Genomic DNA, 17,202 nt, shown 5'->3' on the forward strand with positions numbered 1-17,202 from the left:
GCTTATTACTTGTTAACAAACAACTAATAAGCCAAAATCTAAACTAGTCTTTATTGACTGAGCAAAATTTATGTTGTCCAGAGATAGTAATTTGCCCACTCCCCCTACCTTTGCGATTCTCAATCTTCAAGTTCATCTACTTGATAATTATACAGATTGGCTTATAGCTAGACTGAATCAAAAACTTGGGACTCATGTTGTTACTTTAAATGCCGAAATGACCATGATGGCAGAAGAAGATGCAGCCTTGAGTCAAGCCATTGAAGCAGCCGAATTAGTTATTCCTGATGGTGCTGGTATTGTAATTTATATGCGTCTGCGGGGTCGCCAACATCAACGATGCCCTGGAATTGAACTGGCTGAATCGTTAATCGAGCAGCTGGGAACATCCGTTGAGCCAAATTCTTTATGTTTTTTCGGCGGTACTCCCAAAACTGCCCAACAAGCTGCTCAAACTTGGCAACAAAAATTTCCTCGCCTATCAATCCTGACTCAAGATGGTTATGTTTCTGGAGAAGCGGAAACAAAATGGAAGCAGATTTTACAAGCAAAACAACCTCAAGTAATTCTGGTTGGCATTGGAGTACCTCGACAAGAACTATGGATTAAGGAAAATCGCGCTTTATGTCCTAATTCGATCTGGATTGGCGTTGGCGGTAGCCTGGATATTTGGGCAGGCAACAAAGCTCGGGCGCCAGAGTGGTTAAGAAATAATAATTTAGAGTGGTCTTATCGTCTTTATCAAGAACCTTGGCGTTGGCGGAGGATGTTATCTTTGCCCAAGTTTTTCTGGCGTTCTTTGTCGCTCTAAAATACAGTCAAGCTGATAAAATTTTTAGGTTAAATTTTAACTAACAATTTGTCAATTATCGATCGCTTGTTCGCGTTGCTGGCTCAAGCAATTTTCCAACTAAACTGTATTCGCGATCGCTTTAGGCAAGCAAATATTAGTTTGGAACAACCTTATCTTAATTCTAACTCTCAAGATATTTACAATCGTTTTTAGCCAAATCATCGTCTGATCTAGTAGTAATTTTGCTAATAAAAAAGCTGAGGCTTTAGTCAATAACTATACTACCTCAGCTCTATTCAATTATATTTAATTCTTTCTGAACCTATTTGATTCTGGCAATTTTTGTTAGCTATAAAAGCGATTAAAGCTATTGTTTTAATAAACAGTAATTTAGCTGATTTAAGCGTTATTTTGCCATAATATTCTACCTATAAAAACCAACGGGGGCTTTAACCAATTCCGTTTCTACAAAGGGTTTGGATGCTAATTCTCCTAATCCAACTGATTTAAGCATTTCTAACCATTTTTGTTTGACCATTGGCTGTTCGGCAATGGAATCTTGATTTTCTGCCAATACCGATAGGGCATCATACCAAAAACCCTGTTTACTATAAACTTCTGCTTGCTTTATAGAACTGGCAGTATTTAACTGCTCTTTGGTGGCAGTATCGATCGCTTCTTGACGCATCCAACCCTCAACAACAATGTCACGAGAACGCTGTTGATTGTCACAGATCATTGATAGATACCAATGATAATTTTGCTTGGTTTGTAATAAATTTGAGCGTATGTTAGCTGGGACTTCTACGCTCATAATGCCATTGCCCTCAGTAGAGAGAAAAGCCTCGTACATCAGCTCATCTTGTTCATTGCGGAGTACAAATTCTAATGTTCTTTGTTTACTAACCTCAGGTACATAAAAAAATAACTTAGGAGCAGCAGAAGCATTAATTCCTACAGTTTTTTCCGGAATTAGGGCTATCAAATTTTGATTCTCAGCATCACTAACACAATTATCCCTGCTACCTCTACTGCCTCCATCTCGGCGATGGATTGGTAAACCAAAATCTGAATTAACGACTTTTACTTTGCCTTTTTTTTCTGCTGTAGCTGAGTTAGCAGAAACCAACAGTGCAAAATTTAAAACTATTAATAAGCTAAAAAAGGTAGTAAATCTATTTGATATATACTTTATATTCAACATCATTTATTCTTCGGCAAATTAGTTGTGAAATATATTTATTATTTTATTCATAAATTATGATATATGCCATATCTGTTAATTCTAACTATACTTGTTATGAACCTTGTTTTCTGCCTTGTTTTGTTTAGTTGAAATTGCTTAATTCCGTAAAAAAAATAATATTTTTTCAGAAAATATACTTAAGAAAAACCTATTTTACCGTCCGTCAAACTTAAATCATAGAAATATTTAATGAAATTGGCTATTAACGAATTAATAATTAAATATCAAAAATTTAAACAAGTCAAAAATTGGGTTGGTACCTACACATTTTCTTTACTATTATTAACTATTTTTATTACGACAATAGTATTGGGTGTGAGGCGTTTTGGAGGTTTACAGGCTTTAGAACTGCTGGCATACGATTGGATGGTGAATTTACATAGTAAAAATGAAATTGACCCCAGACTACTAGTGGTAGAAATCACCGATCAAGATATTGAGCAACAAAAAAACTTTCCGATTACCGATGAAGTAATTGCTCAAGTGTTAAAAAATCTTCAGCAGCATCAGCCTAAAGTAATTGGTTTCGATCTTTACCGAGAAGTTGCTTATCCTCCAGGAACAAAAGCCCTCAGAAAAGAATTGCAGCGAGATAATGTAGTTGTGATTCAATTGATCGGCAGCGGAGACAATAGTTTATCTGCACCACCAGGAGTAGCCCCAGAACAAATTGGCTTTAATGATATTGTGATTGACGTAGAAGATGATGTGCTGCGTCGCAATTTGATGTATGTTCAGTTTGGTTCAGAAGAAGTTACCGAAATGTATTCTTTTTCTTTACGCCTCAGTCTTAAATACCTAGAGGAGCGCAATCTTGAGTTTAAAGTTGACGATGATTATTTACAGATTGGCGAGGCAGTATTTCCTGACCTTAAAACAAATTCTGGAAATTACCAGCTTAAGCCTTCAGAAACTTTAGGTAAGCAAGTTTTAATTAATTATCGATCGCCAAATATTGCTCAGACAGTAACCCTATCAGAAATATTAGCAGGAGATGTTCCCGCAAATTTAATTAAAGACAAAATCGTCTTAATCGGCACAAGTGCGCCAAGTATTAAAGATATCTATCCAACTCCTTACAAAGGCGCGCAAGGCTCGATGCCAGGGGTAATGGTTCATGCTCAAATGGTGAGCCAAATTTTGAGTGTGGTGTTAGATGACGCATCCCTATTCTGGTTTTGGTCTGAATGGATTGAGGATCTTTGGATTTGGGGTTGGTCATTACTGGCCGCGGTAATCGCCTGGAAGTTAAGGCATCCTTTGTCAATTATTATCATTGGCATGGTTGTTGTCGGAAGCCTTTGGGGAATTTATTTGATAATTTTTGCTGCTGGAGGCTGGATTCCTTTTGTTCCTGCTGCTATTGTCTTTGCCGTCACCACCGCTAGCGTTTTGGGTTATAAGGCACTGTACAACCTTTTCTATGACTCTCTGACTGAGTTACCAAATCGCACTTTGTTTACCAAACGATTAAAAGAACTCAAGCAAAGACATACAACTAGATCCCAAGGCTTTATTGCAATTCTCTGTCTCGATTTAGACCGTTTCAAATTAATCAATGATGGTTTAGGATATCAGGCAGGCGATCGCATTTTGATTGCCACGGCTAAACGTCTCCAAGAACATTCACACTCCAAGGCTATCCTGGCTAGAGTTGGTGCTGATGAATTTGCGATCGCTTTTAAAACTGCAAAAGATACCGCAGAAGCAATCGATCTGGCGAACCAGCTTGAACAAGCATTGGCTGTCCCGTTTAAACTTAGCGAACAGGATATTTTTACCTCTGCCAGTATTGGCATAGCATTTAATCCACTTAGTGAAGATTTTCAGCCAGAAGAGTTATTACAGGCTTCTCATACGGCAATGTATCTGGCAAAAGCATCAGGTAAAAGTAGACATGAAGTATTTACCACCAAGATGCACGAACAGGCATTAAAACGACTCCAGCTAGAAGGCGATTTAAACCAGGCAATTATTAATCAAGAGTTTGAACTTTACTATCAGCCAATAATTTGCTTAAAAACAGGAGCTATTCAAGGATTTGAGGCTTTGGTGCGTTGGCAGTCCCCTAAACGTGGTTTTGTCTCTCCTGGTGCGTTTATTCCCATTGCCGAAGAAACAGGCTTAATTGTACCCATGGGAAAATGGATTTTAGCTACCGCCTGTCGTCAGATGCAGCAATGGCGCGAACAATTTTCTCTTGCCGAATCTGTCACGATGAGCGTTAATCTCTCTAGTAGACAGTTTACCCAAACTAATCTGGTCGCGCAAATCCAAGAGACATTAAGCACTACAGGATTGGATGCAGCAAATCTTAAGCTGGAGATTACTGAAAGTATGGTGATGGATGATGTCGAAAATACGATTGTTCTGCTCAATCAGCTTAAAGAGTTGAAGATTAAAATCAGCATGGACGATTTTGGTACGGGTTTTTCTTCTTTTAGTTATTTACATCGTTTTCCTACTGATACTCTCAAAGTCGATCGCTCTTTTGTGAGCAACATGAGTCAAGGAATTAAAAACCAGGAGATTGTTAATACTATTATCATTCTGGCTCACAGGTTAGGAATGGATGTCATTGCTGAAGGTATTGAAACAGAAGCTGAACAAAAAATTTTGCAGGATTTTAACTGCGAATATGGTCAAGGTTATTTCTTTGCCAAACCACTATCAAAAAATGATGCTACCGAGTTATTTGTTCAAAATAAAAGCTGGAAGGTTTAAATTGATTGCTGATTACTGATTGATGTCATCTGCTGTAAAAACTGTTGTCATGTTTGTAATCGTCAATGGTAACCAACTGCCGAGGATGATCGACCCGTTTGGTAATTAAAACTAGGGAATTGGGAACTATATTAGTAATCCGAATTTTTATTAAGGTTTACTCCTGTTATGACCTCCAAATTTAGACAGCGTTGTTTGCTGTTGTTTATTTTTATCATAGTGGGATTGTCGATTGGCTTATTCTCCAGTACCTACCAAATGTCTTCGGTTTTCGCTACAGCTTCGATTGTTGAGGGGGTGATGGAAAATAATACTGCTGAAGAACTTGAAGCACAGGGAAAATATTTTTATTCAATCGGTCAGTTTGAACAAGCAGCAGATTTGTGGCAACAGGCAGTTCGGATATATCCTCATCAAGATACTATAAGCCAAGTAAGAGTACTGAGTAACTTAGCTTTAGCTCATAGTCAGCTAAATAATTGGTCACAAGCTACGGAAAATATTGCTAATAGTTTAGATCTATTGCGTCGAGATGCTCGCCTGGCATTCGATGAGCGAGTTAGTGCTAAGGCACAAATATTAAACAACCAGGGAATTTTACACCTAAGCGAGGGAAAAGCAGAAGAGGCGATCGCTCTTTGGTCAGAAGCCAAAGATAATTATCAACAAGCAGGGGATGAGCTGGGAGTAATTAGAACTTCGATCAATCAAGCCAGTGCGTTTAAACAGCTGGGATTTTATCGTCGCGCGCTCAAAACTTTAACTGAGGTAGAAAGTAGTTTAGCTCAACAGCCCGATTCTTTGATTAAGGTAGCAGGACTTAGAAGCTACGGTGATATTTTACGACTGGTAGGGGAGGTAGAGCGATCGCAAAAGATTTTAGAGCAAAGTTTAACTATTGCCTCTGGTTTAGAGTCTTCTAGTGAACAAAGCAAGATTCTTTTGGTATTAGGTAACACCTACAAAGCCAGTAATCCAGACCGAGCTTTGAAGCTATATCATCGAGGGTTAGAAACTTGTCAAAAGCAACAAAATTGTCTGCAAACTGATTTGCCGCTACAGATTTATCTCGCCCAATTAAATCTCTTGTTAGACACCTCCTCCGAGCAAGAGGCTAGCAAATTAATTCCCACGATTAAACGACAATTCGCTTATTTGCCAGCTAATCGAGCGAATATTGACCGAAAAATTAATTTTGCTCATAGTTTGGTCGAGCTATACAAGTCCAAAACTCAGGGTCAAAAAAAATTAGCAATTCCTAGCAAATCAGAAATAGAGCAGTTTTTGTCAGAGACAGTTAATCAAGCTAAAGTAATTAACTATCAAAAAGCCCAGTCATACAGTCTAGGTTTACAGGGGCAGATTCAAGAAGAATTACAAGATTGGCACAATGCCCAGCAGTATACGGAGAAGGCATTGATTTTAGCTCAAAGTATTAACGCACCAGAAGTTAGTTATCTTTGGCAATGGCAACTAGGCAGAATTGATCGGGCTTTGAGAGATCGCCCAGGTGCGATCGCTCATTATTCTCAGGCAGTAGAGTTGCTCAAGTCTTTAAGTCGAGACTTAGTAGCCATCGATCCAGATGTACAGTATTCTTTTCGCGACAGTGTTGAGCCAGTCTATCGAGGATTAGTTAGCCTGTTACTAGAAACTGATGGAGAAAGAAGTCAAGCTAACTTAGAAAGAGCCAGAGAGGTGATTGAATCCTTACAGGTAGCCGAATTAAATAACTTTTTTCGCGAAGCTTGTTTAGATGCCAAAGTCGTCAAAATAGATAACGTAGATCGCCAAGCAGCAGTAATTTATCCGATTATCTTAAGCGATCGCTTAGAAGTAATTCTCAGTCTACCGAATAAACCTCTTCAGCATTACTCGACTAACATTTCTCAAGCGCAGTTAGAAGTAATTATCGAGCAGTTTCGCCAAAACATAGTTGTGCGTAGTCGCCGTAATTTCTACCGTCCAGCCCGCAAGCTATACGATTTAATCATTCGCCCTGCTCTAGATGATCTTGCTATCAGCCAAATTAAAACCTTGGTCTTTATTCCTGATGGAGCGTTTCGTAATGTCCCTTTAAGCGCACTGTATGATGGTAAACACTTTCTAATTGAAGATTACAGCATCGCCCTCACTCCTGGGCTACAGTTACTTAATCCTCGTCCTTTAGAACAGAAGCAGCTAAAAACAATTGCTGCGGGATTAACTAAAAGTATCAAAGGTTTCTCTGCTTTAGATTACGTTGATTCTGAGCTGGCAGAAATTGAATCACGAGTTAATAGTGTTGTTCTACTCAATCAAAATTTCACTAGCGAGGCACTCAAAAAAGAAATCCAATTCTCTGACTATCCGATCGTACATATTGCGACTCATGGACAGTTTAGCTCTTCAATCGAAGATACATTTCTTTTAGCTTGGGATGAGCGAATTAAAATTAATGAGTTAGATAACATCTTACAAACTAGAAATCCTGGTCAAGAAAATGCGCTCGAGCTATTAGTTTTGAGTGCTTGTGAAACAGCTACAGGGGATGAGCGAGCTGCATTAGGATTAGCAGGAATGGCAGTGCGGGCAGGAGCAAAAAGCACCCTGGCAACTCTTTGGTCGATTAATGACCGCGCCACGGCTGAACTAATGAGTGATTTTTATCGAGAACTATCAGAGCGGCATTTACCTAAAGCCGAAGCAGTACGCCAAGCACAGTTATCTTTGTTGCATAATCGCTGGTATAGACATCCATTCTACTGGGCTTCCTATGTGCTACTAGGTAATTGGCTATAGTTTTTCAAGTTTTTAGCCGCAGCAAAAATATGTTGCTCGACTGGTTACAATTTTAAAGATTAGAAATTGCGCCTCTTACCATATCTGCGATCGCCTTAACTTATCTAAACTAAAGCTTCGATGTAGGTTGAAGTAGTTTTGGTTCGGGAATTTCATAACCTTCTAATTTCAATCCTTCCAAATGAAAGATTGCTTCTTCCATTTGTTATAGCTAAATACCAGCCATTCTTTTCAACTAGCTTAATTATCTCTTTTACTTTCATCAACTACATCTGAGAAATTGCGCCTCTTGCCATATCTGCGATCGCTCGATCGGTTGCTTTAGGTAAATGATAATATGTTCCGCCAGCTTGTTTAGCTAGTTCTTTGGCAAAACCAGTGGAGACAAAACGGCTTTCTGTGTCAATTACCAGCAATTTCATGCCCACAGCTCGTATTTTGCCCGCAATATTCAGTAATTCCTCTTTGATATTTGGTTTTTCTGCTCCTGCTTCGGGAGTCTCCCCCAGGGAACGGGATAAGGGAATATTACCTCGACCATCGGTAATCGCCACAATTACTACCTGTCCAATATCTCCCGACATTTGGGCATTAATGCCCACGTTTACCGCTTGGGTTAAACCATGAGACAGGGGAGAACCACCACCACAGGGAAGGCTTTCTAATCTACCTTTTGCCATCGTAATCGAACGGGTAGGAGGCAGTAATACATCAGCGCGTTCCCCACGGAAGGGAATCAAAGAAATCTGATCGCGGTTTTCATAAGCTTCGGTTAATAGACGCATTACTGCACCTTTAGCCGACTGCATTCTATTTAGTGCCATTGAACCAGAAGCATCAACTACAAAGATAATTAACGAACCAGCCTTCCGCGCCATGCGTTTAGAACGTAGATCGCTTTGCTCAATAATGACATTACGACCTGGGTTACGTTCTCTTCTGGCTTTTTGATAGGGTGCAGCATTACGCAAGGTGGCATCTACCGCAATTCTTTTAACTTTCCCTTTGGGAATCATCGGCTTGATATACCGTCCGCGATCCTCGGAATAAATTAAACTCCGCGCCCCAGATTTACCCTGACGCTGCATAGTTTGAGCAAAGGTAAGTACTTCTGGATCTAGTACTACCCCTTCAATATCAAAGACAAACTCGTCAGGAATTGCCGGAGGCTCTTGTTCTGCTTCTTGTTCTTCATCCTCTTCCTCCGGCTCGTCTTCATCTCGATCTTGGTTGGGTTCTTCGTCTGGCTGTTGCTGCGGTGGTGGCGGTGGCGGTTGGGGTGCGTCTTCTGGTGGGGCTTCGATGGTAGTAGCGCGAGGAATAATAACTAACTCGACTGCTTTACGTAAATCATCCGCAATAACGTTGTCTCGACCATCTAAAGCTGCACAGGCTTTTGCTACCCTGACCGCAAATAGTTCGGCTCTGTGTCCCTCTACTGTTCCCCTGACTGCTTCCTGTACTAAGTACAGAATTTGAGCGTGGGTTATTTTGACTTCCTTAAGCCATTCCCGCGCCAAGATAATATCAGTCTTAAGGCTATCGAGATCTCCTTCGTAAGCACTGACAAATGTTTGGGGAGAGTTAGTAAAATCGATTACTTGGTTAACCGCTTCAACCCTTTGTTCTAAAGACAATACAGCGTCAGCCGAAAGTGCGATCGCAATTCGATCTAAAAGATGTTCCCGCAACACTCCTTCTTCGGGGTTATAGGTAGCAATTAAAATCGGCTTACAGGGATGCTGAAAGCTAATTCCTTCTCGTTCAATGACGTTACGTCCATCGGTTAAAACTGTTAGAAGTTGATTGGCAATTTGGTCATCTAGCAGGTTAATTTCATCAATATATAAAACTCCACGATGCGCATGAGCGAGCAATCCTGGTTGAAATATTGGTTCACCTCGCTTAACTGATTCTTCGACATCTACCGAACCCAACAGCCGATCTTCTGTTACCCCTAGCGGTATCTGGACAAAAGGAGCGGGGACAATCTGAGTCGGAATATTTTCTCTGGCGGTATCGCCGTATTTAGCTACAGTATCGTCATCCCAATTCTGAGGCTTAGCTGGATCACAATTGTACAGAGAACCATTAATAATTTCAATCGGTGGTAACAGGCTATAGATCGCTCGCGCCATCACCGATTTAGCCGTTCCCCGACGACCAGCGATCGCCACACCGCCCAATTCAGGATCGATCGCCGCCAATAGTAAAGCCAGCTTAATTGTTTCTTGTCCGACAACGGCAGTCAGGGGAAAGTTAAAATTCTTGGGTACAGTAGTTACAGCAGACATGGCGATCGCCTTTGAATTCCTTTTGGATAATAGGACGTACTAATTTCTCACTTTAATCTATTTGGGGGGACAAACTCAAAGAGTATTGTTAGGTTAAGCGAACAAGGTTTGCCGTTCTCATTCAGTTGAGCTGACAGTATTGAAAGAGCTACTCAAAGTTTTGCACTGCGCCTGATTATACAAAAGGCGATCGCATAATACCAATGCTACCATTGCTTCCACCATTGGCACTGCTCTAGGTAATACGCAAGGATCGTGTCTCCCCTTAGCAGCAAGTAGAGTTGCTTCGCCACCTTTGGTAACTGTTTTTTGTGATTTGCCGATCGTCGCTGTGGGTTTGAACGCGACTCGAATTACTATATTCTCTCCATTGGAGATGCCTCCTTGAATTCCACCCGAACGATTAGAGACGGTGCGAGTATCACCATTTTCATCAATATAAAATTCATCGTTATGCTCACTCCCCATCATAGTTGTGCCAGCAAAACCCGAGCCTATTTCAAAACCCTTAGTAGCAGGAAGCGACATTATACCCTTAGCTAAATCTGCTTCTAACTTGTCAAATACAGGATCGCCCAAACCCTTGGGTACGTGACGTGCGACGCATTCTACGACTCCACCGAGAGAATCTTGCTCTCTTCTGGCTAAATCGATCAGCTCAATCATAGTTTCGGCACATTCAGGGTTAGGACAGCGAACTATATTACTTTCTACCTGAGCGTTGGTTACGGTACTAGAGTCTATTTCCGCTTCTATGTTTTTAATCCGCTTAACATAGCCGATAATTTCTACCCCGGCGACTTCTTTGAGAATTTTTTTCGCGATCGCACCTGCTGCAACTCGACCAATAGTTTCCCGCGCCGAAGCACGTCCACCGCCTTGATAGTTACGAATACCATATTTAGCATCGTAGGTAGCATCAGCATGAGACGGACGATACTTTACTGCCATCTCATTGTAATCTTGCGATCGAGCATCTTTGTTTCTGACCAAAATTGATATTGGTGTTCCTGTAGTTTTACCTTCAAAAACTCCAGACATAATTTCACAAGTATCGCTTTCTTTTCTAGGTGTAGTAATTCTACTTTGTCCAGGTCTTCTGCGATCGAGATCTACCTGTATTTCTGCTTCGCTAATTTCTAGCTGTGGAGGACAGCCATCAATAACTACTCCGACACCTCCCCCGTGAGATTCTCCGTATGTTGTAATGCGAAATATTTGCCCAAATATATTGCCCATGATGCCCTATTGCGAGGTGGTAAAGCGTTTGTATTGTACCGCAACTTCTCTTGCTATTTGTCTACATTTTGTTTATTGTTTGTTCAGAATTGATCGAAAAACGAAATAGGGTGGGGTAGTTGAATCATCTTTTTCTGAATTGGTCTAATCTTAAGCCAAAAAAATATTGGTAGAATTTCAGCAAATATTTGGCAATATCAAAATCGAAAAAATAGAAGCGCAAAATGAAAATTGGTAATCCGCCTTGGACTCGAGAAGAAATCACGGCAAGTATTGATGAGTTCTCAACGATTTATGGCGATCGCCCTATCCAAGAAAATCAGGGTGGAATGAAAGCACCTCATATGTTTGCTGTTTGGTTTATCGCCAAAAAGTTGTCCCCAGACTTAATTGTCGAAAGTGGCGTATGGAAAGGACAAAGTACCTGGCTACTAGAAAAAGCCTGTCCTGAGGCTAAGTTGGTGTCTATCGATTTAAACCTAGGACGCAGGGAATATATTTCTGAGAAGGCGGTTTATTGCGATCGCGACTTTACCGAACAAGATTGGTCAGACATCAGCGCTCGCTCTCTCGCCTTTTTTGACGATCACCAAAACGCCTACCAACGATTACAGCAATGCCAATGGTTTGGATTTAAACACGTAATATTTGAAGATAATTATCCTAGCTCGCAAGGAGATTGCTACAGCTTAAAAAAAGCATTTGCTCATGCTGGCTTTGAGCCGACTAATTCTCAACCAAAATTAATTAATCAGGGTATCCCGTCTAAGATCTTCAGAAAGGTTGCCACACTGCTTGAAATTAGCCCAATGCTTACGTCTCAAAGCGAAGCAGCGATCCAGCCTAACGACATTGATGCAGGCTTATTGCAGAAAAATCTTGATGTTTATTATGAGTTTCCACCAGTATTTAAACCCGATCGCACTCGTTGGGGAGACGATTGGAATGAAACATCTTATCCGACTCCAGAGCCACTACTCAAGCAAGTAACCAAGCCAGCTCATGATGTATTCTTTGATGAGGCAAAATTCTATACTTGGATTTGCTATGCCAAACTCAAGTGAAGTACCGACATTAAAAACAAGTTAAACAAGCCGCTCTTTAAGTTTTGATCCTGCTAAATCTGAACCGAAAAATAGCTAGAGCTATTCACTGATAATTGAATTTAAATTTGCAATATTCAGATAATCTGCTGAGAAATTACCTTGAATAACTCGACAAGGCTGTTCGGGTTCTCCCAAGTCACTGACCACTAAAGCCGCTCGACTAAAATCTTGGTTCTCAGTATAGTTATTTACCGTGACAATAGTTTTTAATCCTGCTGCCGTGGCTGCTTCTAGTCCGTTATCAGAATCTTCTAAAACGAGAATATTCTGAGCAGGAAGCTTTATTTTCTGAATAACATAACGATAAATATCGGGCGCCGGTTTTTTAGCTGGGACAATATCTCCTGCTGCTATTACCTCAAACCAATCGAGGTCGAGATATTTTTCTAATAAGGCAATTACATTGGGCAAAGATGAGGTGGTAGCGATCGCTAGATTTATCCCCGCTTGTCTAGCTTCCTCAATTAATCTTTTCGTACCTGGACGCAATTGAATTGCGCCACTCCTTAGCAACGTTAGGTAGTGTTTGGTTTTAAGCTGGTGGAGCTCGGCAATAAAATTAGTTAAATTTCCCTTGGGTTGAAATTCAGGTAAATATTGACGCAGAAAATATTCAAGGCGTTCTTTTCCGCCCGAAATAGTCAATAGCTCACCATAAAATTCTATTGACCAATGCCAATCTAATTTTGCTTCCTCGAAAGCCCGATTAAAAGCCACTCGATGCCCATCTCTTTCTGTATTTGCCAGAGTTCCATCAACGTCAAAGATTAGACCCTGTAATCGATTAATCATATTTTTAAGTCAGTTATGCTAATTTAGCTGTTCTGGCAATAGCAATGTTTTTTGCAGACATTGAGCGATTTTTTGAGCTGCTCCAGATCCTCCCATACGGCGTTTGCCGTTTAGAGCAATTTGTTTTAATAGCTGAGCATCATTAATGAGCTTTTCGATCGCATTACCGACTTGAGCAGGGTTTTCTACCATGACAATCGAACATCCCAGCAATCGAGATTGAGCCTCGGCAAAAGCATAGGTAAATTGAGGGCCTTCCCCAGGAAAAATGACCGCAGGTTTACCCAAGCCAACAAACTGTTCAGTTGCTGTTCCCGCCATAGCGATCGCGATATCTGCCTGTTTTAGAAACTCCTGGTAGCGCTGTTGACTCAAAACTAGGATGTGGTTACCCTGAGTCAGGGTGATGGTTGAAGTTTCTCTTGCGCTCACTCGCCAGCCCTGAGCTACAGCATAGATCATAAACGATTTTAAATCTAATGCAGGTGCGATCGCCGTACTAAACTTTAATTGTTTTTCAGGCAAAATTTTGCTTGTCGTCCAAGCTGCGGTTAATATTTTCTGCCAATTTGTTAAAGCTTCTGGTATTCTCGAACCTGGTAACAATAGAATATCTAGCTGCCCTAGCTGTTCTAATTCTATCTGCCTGGTTTTATTTGTAATTCCATCCATCATTGGATTGCCAAAATCGTAGGCCCGAATCGACCATTGTTGCAAAGTTTCGGTGGTCAAACTATCTCTGGGAAAAACTGCTTTGCATTGATTACGGCTCATCAACCAGCGTTCCCAAGGCAAATATACGGAGCCAATTTTTTTTTCTATCCACGAAGTCTGGGCGAACCAATCAGTTTCGTCTCGTAGATAGTACTCCGATTTTGCCGTACCAACAAAAGCATAATTAGCTTTACTAAACCAAGCATAGAGTAGCGGTACGATATCACCTACGGCCAAGATAGTTCCGCCTGCATTACCCCACTGACGCACTAACTTTAACTGCTCTATGGTTAACTGAACCAACCCACTACGTATATCCTGCCATAGTGGATTGCCTCCTTGATAAATAAACCCCCCCGAAGGCATCTGTCGCACTTTGCCAGCGAGGGGAATCTGAAGATTTATATAAGCGTAACCCTGCCCGACTATCGGTAAAGCAGCTAGTTCTAATTCTGGAATATCCTGTTGCAGCCGTTCTATAATGCGTATAGCTATCTGATCTTCTCCATGACCATTACTAAGAACCAACAGTTTCATTCAATTTTGACCAGTTGAGTCGGCTTTACGATAAACAAGTTAATGATATTTTTAATTATTTGCGTTAATTTATTAATTACGCTGCTAAATATTTACATAGCTATTCGGATTTGGCAATTACGAGGACTTGTTGCCCGAATCACTACTATTTTGATTAATTATGAAAGTTATTTTGATGTTTTATTAAGAGTCGCTCCAACAGTTATTTGTCAAGGACAAAGTAATATTTGTCAAGCTCGACAACGCTACCAATTATTTCAGTTACAAACAGCAAAGATTAAACAGCTAATTTGGCTATTGAACCAAAGCTATCGAATTTGGCGGCGTATTTAAGTCATTAAATACTGCTTGAGCTGAAGCGACAACTCAACATATTAGACAAAATCTAATTAATTAATAATTATCAAGCTAGGACTAAGCGAGATTCTGCGGTGTCTTTAATTAAACCAATTTTGGACTGAAGATAGTGATTAATGCTGGCGCGATCGCGATCGGCTAGCGGTATTTGAGCATCTAAACGCTTTACCAATTGCTGTATTAACTCTGCTTCTCCAATTTCGAGAAGTTCTAAGGCATTGGTTGCCTCGATCAAATTCCAGGTTTGGCGTAATAATGAGGTATTCAAGCTGCTTCACCTTTTTCTGCAATGTTTTTTGATTGTCTTAGCTCAGAACTACACTGTGCTGACGATATAAATCATACTTCAGTTCGAGCAAATCTAAAGAAATCATTAAGATATAAGATATATATTCATACAAAGCTTAATATTAAGCGTTATTTATTAATCTAATTATCAGTAAGCAATTAAAATTACTTCAATTCGGGATGTTTTGTAGCCTCAGACGAATCCCCCAGCAGATTTATCTTAGCAATAAGTTGATGGAGACGACCCAAACTTTTCTGATTGAAATAAAAAGTTAAGCGAGGTAGGTCAATTGTCTCTGAATCCTTTTTTTCTTCGGGTAAAGCAATACTTTTACGGATTTCTCCCTGACTCAAAATATCGGCAAACTCTTGATTTAAACCTTCTACTGCTCGATCCGATAGTTCCAGGTTGAGGCGCATGACAAACACTTTACCGACATAGCGACTGGAATGATATACGCGATAAAAATTCTTAATCGTTTGATATGCTACGTCAAGGCGATCGGTAATAGTGTACAGGCTAGGGTCTTCGGGACTAATTAAACCTTTGTCTTTTAGCTGGCTGCAAATATAGTCATTCCAAGAATGCCAATAATCGCCTCCAGGTCGATCGATTAATAGCAAAGGTACAGGACCATATTTACCTGTTTGACATAAAGTCAAAGTTTCAAATGCTTCATCTTGAGTACCGAACCCCCCAGGAAAAAGGGCGATCGCATCACTTTCTCTCAGAAAAAATAGTTTACGAGTAAAGAAGTATTTAAAATTAATTAATTTATCGTCCCCATTAATTAAAGGATTTGCGCCTTGCTCAAAGGGTAGCTTAATATTTAAACCAAAAGAGTTGGCTCTTCCTGCACCTTCGTTCCCTGCCTGCATGATGCCTCCTCCTGCCCCTGTAATCACCATAAACCCAGCTTGAGTCATTCCACGAGCAAAATCAACCGCCATTTTATATTCAGCTTGTTGAGGCGAAGTTCTAGCAGAACCAAAAATAGCAATTTTGCGAGTGTGCCGGTAAGGATAAAACTTTTGAAAGCCCTGTTCCAAATCCTCTAAAGATGCAGACAAAATCTTCCAGTTAAGACGTTCGGTATCTGACTCAGCAATTCTTAAGAGTACCTCTAAAGCCCTCTGAATCAATTTGCGGTGAGGATGGCTAGCGAGATTAGATAATAATTTGTCTAGCTGCTGGTCTAAAATTGCTGAATTATTAGAAGATAAATCCATAATAAGGGTGAGAAAGACCTTTGATCCTCAACTATTGTAGCTACATAGAGAAAACTCTTGTCGAAGCAAACTACTTGTGCTTCTAAATCCAATTAAGCAAGTATTTTTTGAGTAATACCAGTTCTCGCGCATTAGTTGAAGAGATGAAGCTCAAAAGAGCGCGATCGCTAACCTAACAAAAACTTAGACATGGCTGACAAGCAAATCAATCATTTATGGACTTTTCTACACCAAGATCTAAGATGTTATAAGATAGCAAAACTCTCCTGACTTCTGACTTTTTATGGCGATCGCGCTCTAGGGAAATTTTTGACTGTTGAAGGTTGTTAAACAAAAAATTAGCTCCAGCTCAAATCTCCAGGAAGAATTGCTGAAGCTACAATTACGATTGGTCAGAAAGATCAAATTAAAGATATTTTTCTAATGTACTTGCCAAAGTAGTTTTTGGCACTGCTCCCACTACCATATCTACGCGCTGACCATCTTTAAAAATCATTAGGGTAGGAATACTACGAATACCATACTGGCTGGCAACCTGGGGGTTTTCGTCTGTGTTTAGTTTAACTACCTTAATTTGTCCTTCGTATTGCTCGGCAATTTCGTCGACTACTGGCGCAACCATACGGCAAGGACCGCACCAAGGCGCCCAAAAGTCTACTAATACTGGAACTGAACTTTCTAAAACTTGTTCTGGAAAACTTGCATCTGTTACTGGCGCAGCTGATGATGACATACTTGTTAAATCCTAAATGACCACAAATCCTTTTCAATAATATAGGATTCTACCACGGTCAATGATGAACACTATGTAAAACAACTAGACTTTACATCTAAAGTAATAATTTTTCACTTGCAAGACTTAACATTTGTAAGTGAGAATTCCCCCTCAAAGCGACGTAACGGAGTTTAGTGGGGGATGATAACGAACTAGAACTAGAGTGCGGATTATTTATCTAGAGCAATTCTATCATTATATGATATGATGGTAATAATGATTAGACAAGCACAGAAAGTACGAATTTATCCGACTGACGAGCAAAAGCAGCAACTAGCAGGTGCTATGGGTTGTTCTCGCTGGTGGTGGAATTTTGCTCTCAATAA

16 protein-coding genes are annotated in these 17,202 nt (G+C 40.3%); 7 read left to right on the forward strand and 9 right to left on the reverse strand.

Annotated features, from left to right (window positions below):
• Positions 1-70 precede the first annotated feature (70 nt).
• Positions 71-811 (forward strand): WecB/TagA/CpsF family glycosyltransferase, encoded by a 741-nt coding sequence (locus V6C71_11965; protein ID HEY9769191.1) that lies wholly within the window; start codon positions 71-73, stop codon positions 809-811.
• A 48-nt stretch (positions 812-859) separates the two neighbouring features.
• Entirely contained in the window at positions 860-1,006 is a 147-nt protein-coding gene (locus V6C71_11970) for a hypothetical protein (GenBank protein ID HEY9769192.1), read from the forward strand.
• A 211-nt stretch (positions 1,007-1,217) separates the two neighbouring features.
• On the opposite strand, the gene V6C71_11975 is transcribed toward V6C71_11970, so the two are convergent.
• Positions 1,218-1,922, reverse strand: a complete 705-nt coding sequence (locus V6C71_11975) for a DUF928 domain-containing protein (GenBank protein HEY9769193.1) — start codon at positions 1,920-1,922, stop codon at positions 1,218-1,220.
• 306 nt (positions 1,923-2,228) lie between these two features.
• Between V6C71_11975 and V6C71_11980 the strand changes: the two genes are divergently transcribed.
• Both V6C71_11980 and V6C71_11985 read left to right on the forward strand, forming a co-directional pair.
• Complete coding sequence (locus tag V6C71_11980; protein HEY9769194.1) at positions 2,229-4,763, forward strand: EAL domain-containing protein; 2,535 nt, start codon at positions 2,229-2,231, stop codon at positions 4,761-4,763.
• A gap of 258 nt (positions 4,764-5,021) precedes the next feature.
• Positions 5,022-7,544 carry a CHAT domain-containing protein gene (locus V6C71_11985; GenBank protein ID HEY9769195.1) on the forward strand — a complete coding sequence of 841 codons (2,523 nt, stop codon included), beginning with the start codon at positions 5,022-5,024 and terminating at the stop codon, positions 7,542-7,544.
• A gap of 266 nt (positions 7,545-7,810) precedes the next feature.
• On the opposite strand, the gene bchD is transcribed toward V6C71_11985, so the two are convergent.
• Together bchD and aroC are read right to left on the reverse strand one after the other, a co-directional pair.
• Positions 7,811-9,838: a magnesium chelatase ATPase subunit D gene (gene bchD, locus V6C71_11990; protein ID HEY9769196.1), complete on the reverse strand. Its 2,028-nt coding sequence runs from the start codon at positions 9,836-9,838 to the stop codon at positions 7,811-7,813.
• 117 nt (positions 9,839-9,955) lie between these two features.
• On the reverse strand, positions 9,956-11,077 hold the full coding sequence (gene aroC / locus V6C71_11995) for a chorismate synthase (GenBank protein ID HEY9769197.1): 1,122 nt from the start codon (positions 11,075-11,077) through the stop codon (positions 9,956-9,958).
• A 224-nt stretch (positions 11,078-11,301) separates the two neighbouring features.
• Here aroC and V6C71_12000 point away from each other — a divergent pair, with 224 nt between their 5' ends.
• Positions 11,302-12,141, forward strand: a complete 840-nt coding sequence (locus tag V6C71_12000; protein ID HEY9769198.1) for a hypothetical protein — start codon at positions 11,302-11,304, stop codon at positions 12,139-12,141.
• Positions 12,142-12,222: 81 nt separating this feature from the next.
• Here the strand turns inward: V6C71_12000 and V6C71_12005 are convergent, their stop codons facing one another.
• Together V6C71_12005 and V6C71_12010 are read right to left on the reverse strand one after the other, a co-directional pair.
• Positions 12,223-12,975, reverse strand: a complete 753-nt coding sequence (locus V6C71_12005) for an HAD family hydrolase (GenBank protein HEY9769199.1) — start codon at positions 12,973-12,975, stop codon at positions 12,223-12,225.
• Between the two features lie 18 nt (positions 12,976-12,993).
• A complete protein-coding gene (locus tag V6C71_12010; GenBank protein HEY9769200.1) occupies positions 12,994-14,226 on the reverse strand; it encodes a lipid-A-disaccharide synthase-related protein in 1,233 nt (410 codons plus the stop codon).
• A gap of 42 nt (positions 14,227-14,268) precedes the next feature.
• On the opposite strand from V6C71_12010, the gene V6C71_12015 reads away from it, so the two are divergent.
• Positions 14,269-14,559, forward strand: coding sequence for a hypothetical protein (locus V6C71_12015; GenBank protein HEY9769201.1), 291 nt, complete (start codon positions 14,269-14,271; stop codon positions 14,557-14,559).
• 70 nt (positions 14,560-14,629) lie between these two features.
• Here the strand turns inward: V6C71_12015 and V6C71_12020 are convergent, their stop codons facing one another.
• The 4 genes from V6C71_12020 to trxA form a co-directional block, all read right to left on the reverse strand.
• Positions 14,630-14,851 carry a hypothetical protein gene (locus tag V6C71_12020; protein ID HEY9769202.1) on the reverse strand — a complete coding sequence of 74 codons (222 nt, stop codon included), beginning with the start codon at positions 14,849-14,851 and terminating at the stop codon, positions 14,630-14,632.
• A 185-nt stretch (positions 14,852-15,036) separates the two neighbouring features.
• The gene (locus tag V6C71_12025) at positions 15,037-16,101 is read right to left on the reverse strand and encodes an LOG family protein (GenBank protein ID HEY9769203.1); all 1,065 of its coding nucleotides are present in this window, start codon (positions 16,099-16,101) and stop codon (positions 15,037-15,039) included.
• Positions 16,102-16,306: 205 nt separating this feature from the next.
• Positions 16,307-16,435 carry a hypothetical protein gene (locus V6C71_12030; protein HEY9769204.1) on the reverse strand — a complete coding sequence of 43 codons (129 nt, stop codon included), beginning with the start codon at positions 16,433-16,435 and terminating at the stop codon, positions 16,307-16,309.
• Between the two features lie 72 nt (positions 16,436-16,507).
• Positions 16,508-16,834: a thioredoxin gene (gene trxA / locus V6C71_12035; GenBank protein ID HEY9769205.1), complete on the reverse strand. Its 327-nt coding sequence runs from the start codon at positions 16,832-16,834 to the stop codon at positions 16,508-16,510.
• 258 nt (positions 16,835-17,092) lie between these two features.
• Between trxA and V6C71_12040 the strand changes: the two genes are divergently transcribed.
• Positions 17,093-17,202, forward strand: a 110-nt coding sequence (locus V6C71_12040; protein HEY9769206.1) for a helix-turn-helix domain-containing protein, incomplete at its 3' end; no start/stop codon positions are given.

The organism is Coleofasciculaceae cyanobacterium (assembly GCA_036703275.1).
Lineage (GTDB): Bacteria > Cyanobacteriota > Cyanobacteriia > Cyanobacteriales > Xenococcaceae > Waterburya.

What these genes read in the sequence shown, in the direction of transcription:
- V6C71_12005 (HEY9769199.1), bottom strand. Translation starts at nt 12,975, where the DNA reads ATGATTAATCGATTACAGGGTCTAATCTTTGACGTTGATGGAACTCTG.
- V6C71_11965 (HEY9769191.1), top strand. Translation starts at nt 71, where the DNA reads ATGTTGTCCAGAGATAGTAATTTGCCCACTCCCCCTACCTTTGCGATT.
- V6C71_12000 (HEY9769198.1), top strand. Translation starts at nt 11,302, where the DNA reads ATGAAAATTGGTAATCCGCCTTGGACTCGAGAAGAAATCACGGCAAGT.
- V6C71_11985 (HEY9769195.1), top strand. Translation starts at nt 5,022, where the DNA reads ATGTCTTCGGTTTTCGCTACAGCTTCGATTGTTGAGGGGGTGATGGAA.
- bchD (HEY9769196.1), bottom strand. Translation starts at nt 9,838, where the DNA reads ATGTCTGCTGTAACTACTGTACCCAAGAATTTTAACTTTCCCCTGACT.
- V6C71_11980 (HEY9769194.1), top strand. Translation starts at nt 2,229, where the DNA reads ATGAAATTGGCTATTAACGAATTAATAATTAAATATCAAAAATTTAAA.
- trxA (HEY9769205.1), bottom strand. Translation starts at nt 16,834, where the DNA reads ATGTCATCATCAGCTGCGCCAGTAACAGATGCAAGTTTTCCAGAACAA.
- aroC (HEY9769197.1), bottom strand. Translation starts at nt 11,077, where the DNA reads ATGGGCAATATATTTGGGCAAATATTTCGCATTACAACATACGGAGAA.
- V6C71_12010 (HEY9769200.1), bottom strand. Translation starts at nt 14,226, where the DNA reads ATGAAACTGTTGGTTCTTAGTAATGGTCATGGAGAAGATCAGATAGCT.
- V6C71_12015 (HEY9769201.1), top strand. Translation starts at nt 14,269, where the DNA reads ATGATATTTTTAATTATTTGCGTTAATTTATTAATTACGCTGCTAAAT.
- V6C71_12025 (HEY9769203.1), bottom strand. Translation starts at nt 16,101, where the DNA reads ATGGATTTATCTTCTAATAATTCAGCAATTTTAGACCAGCAGCTAGAC.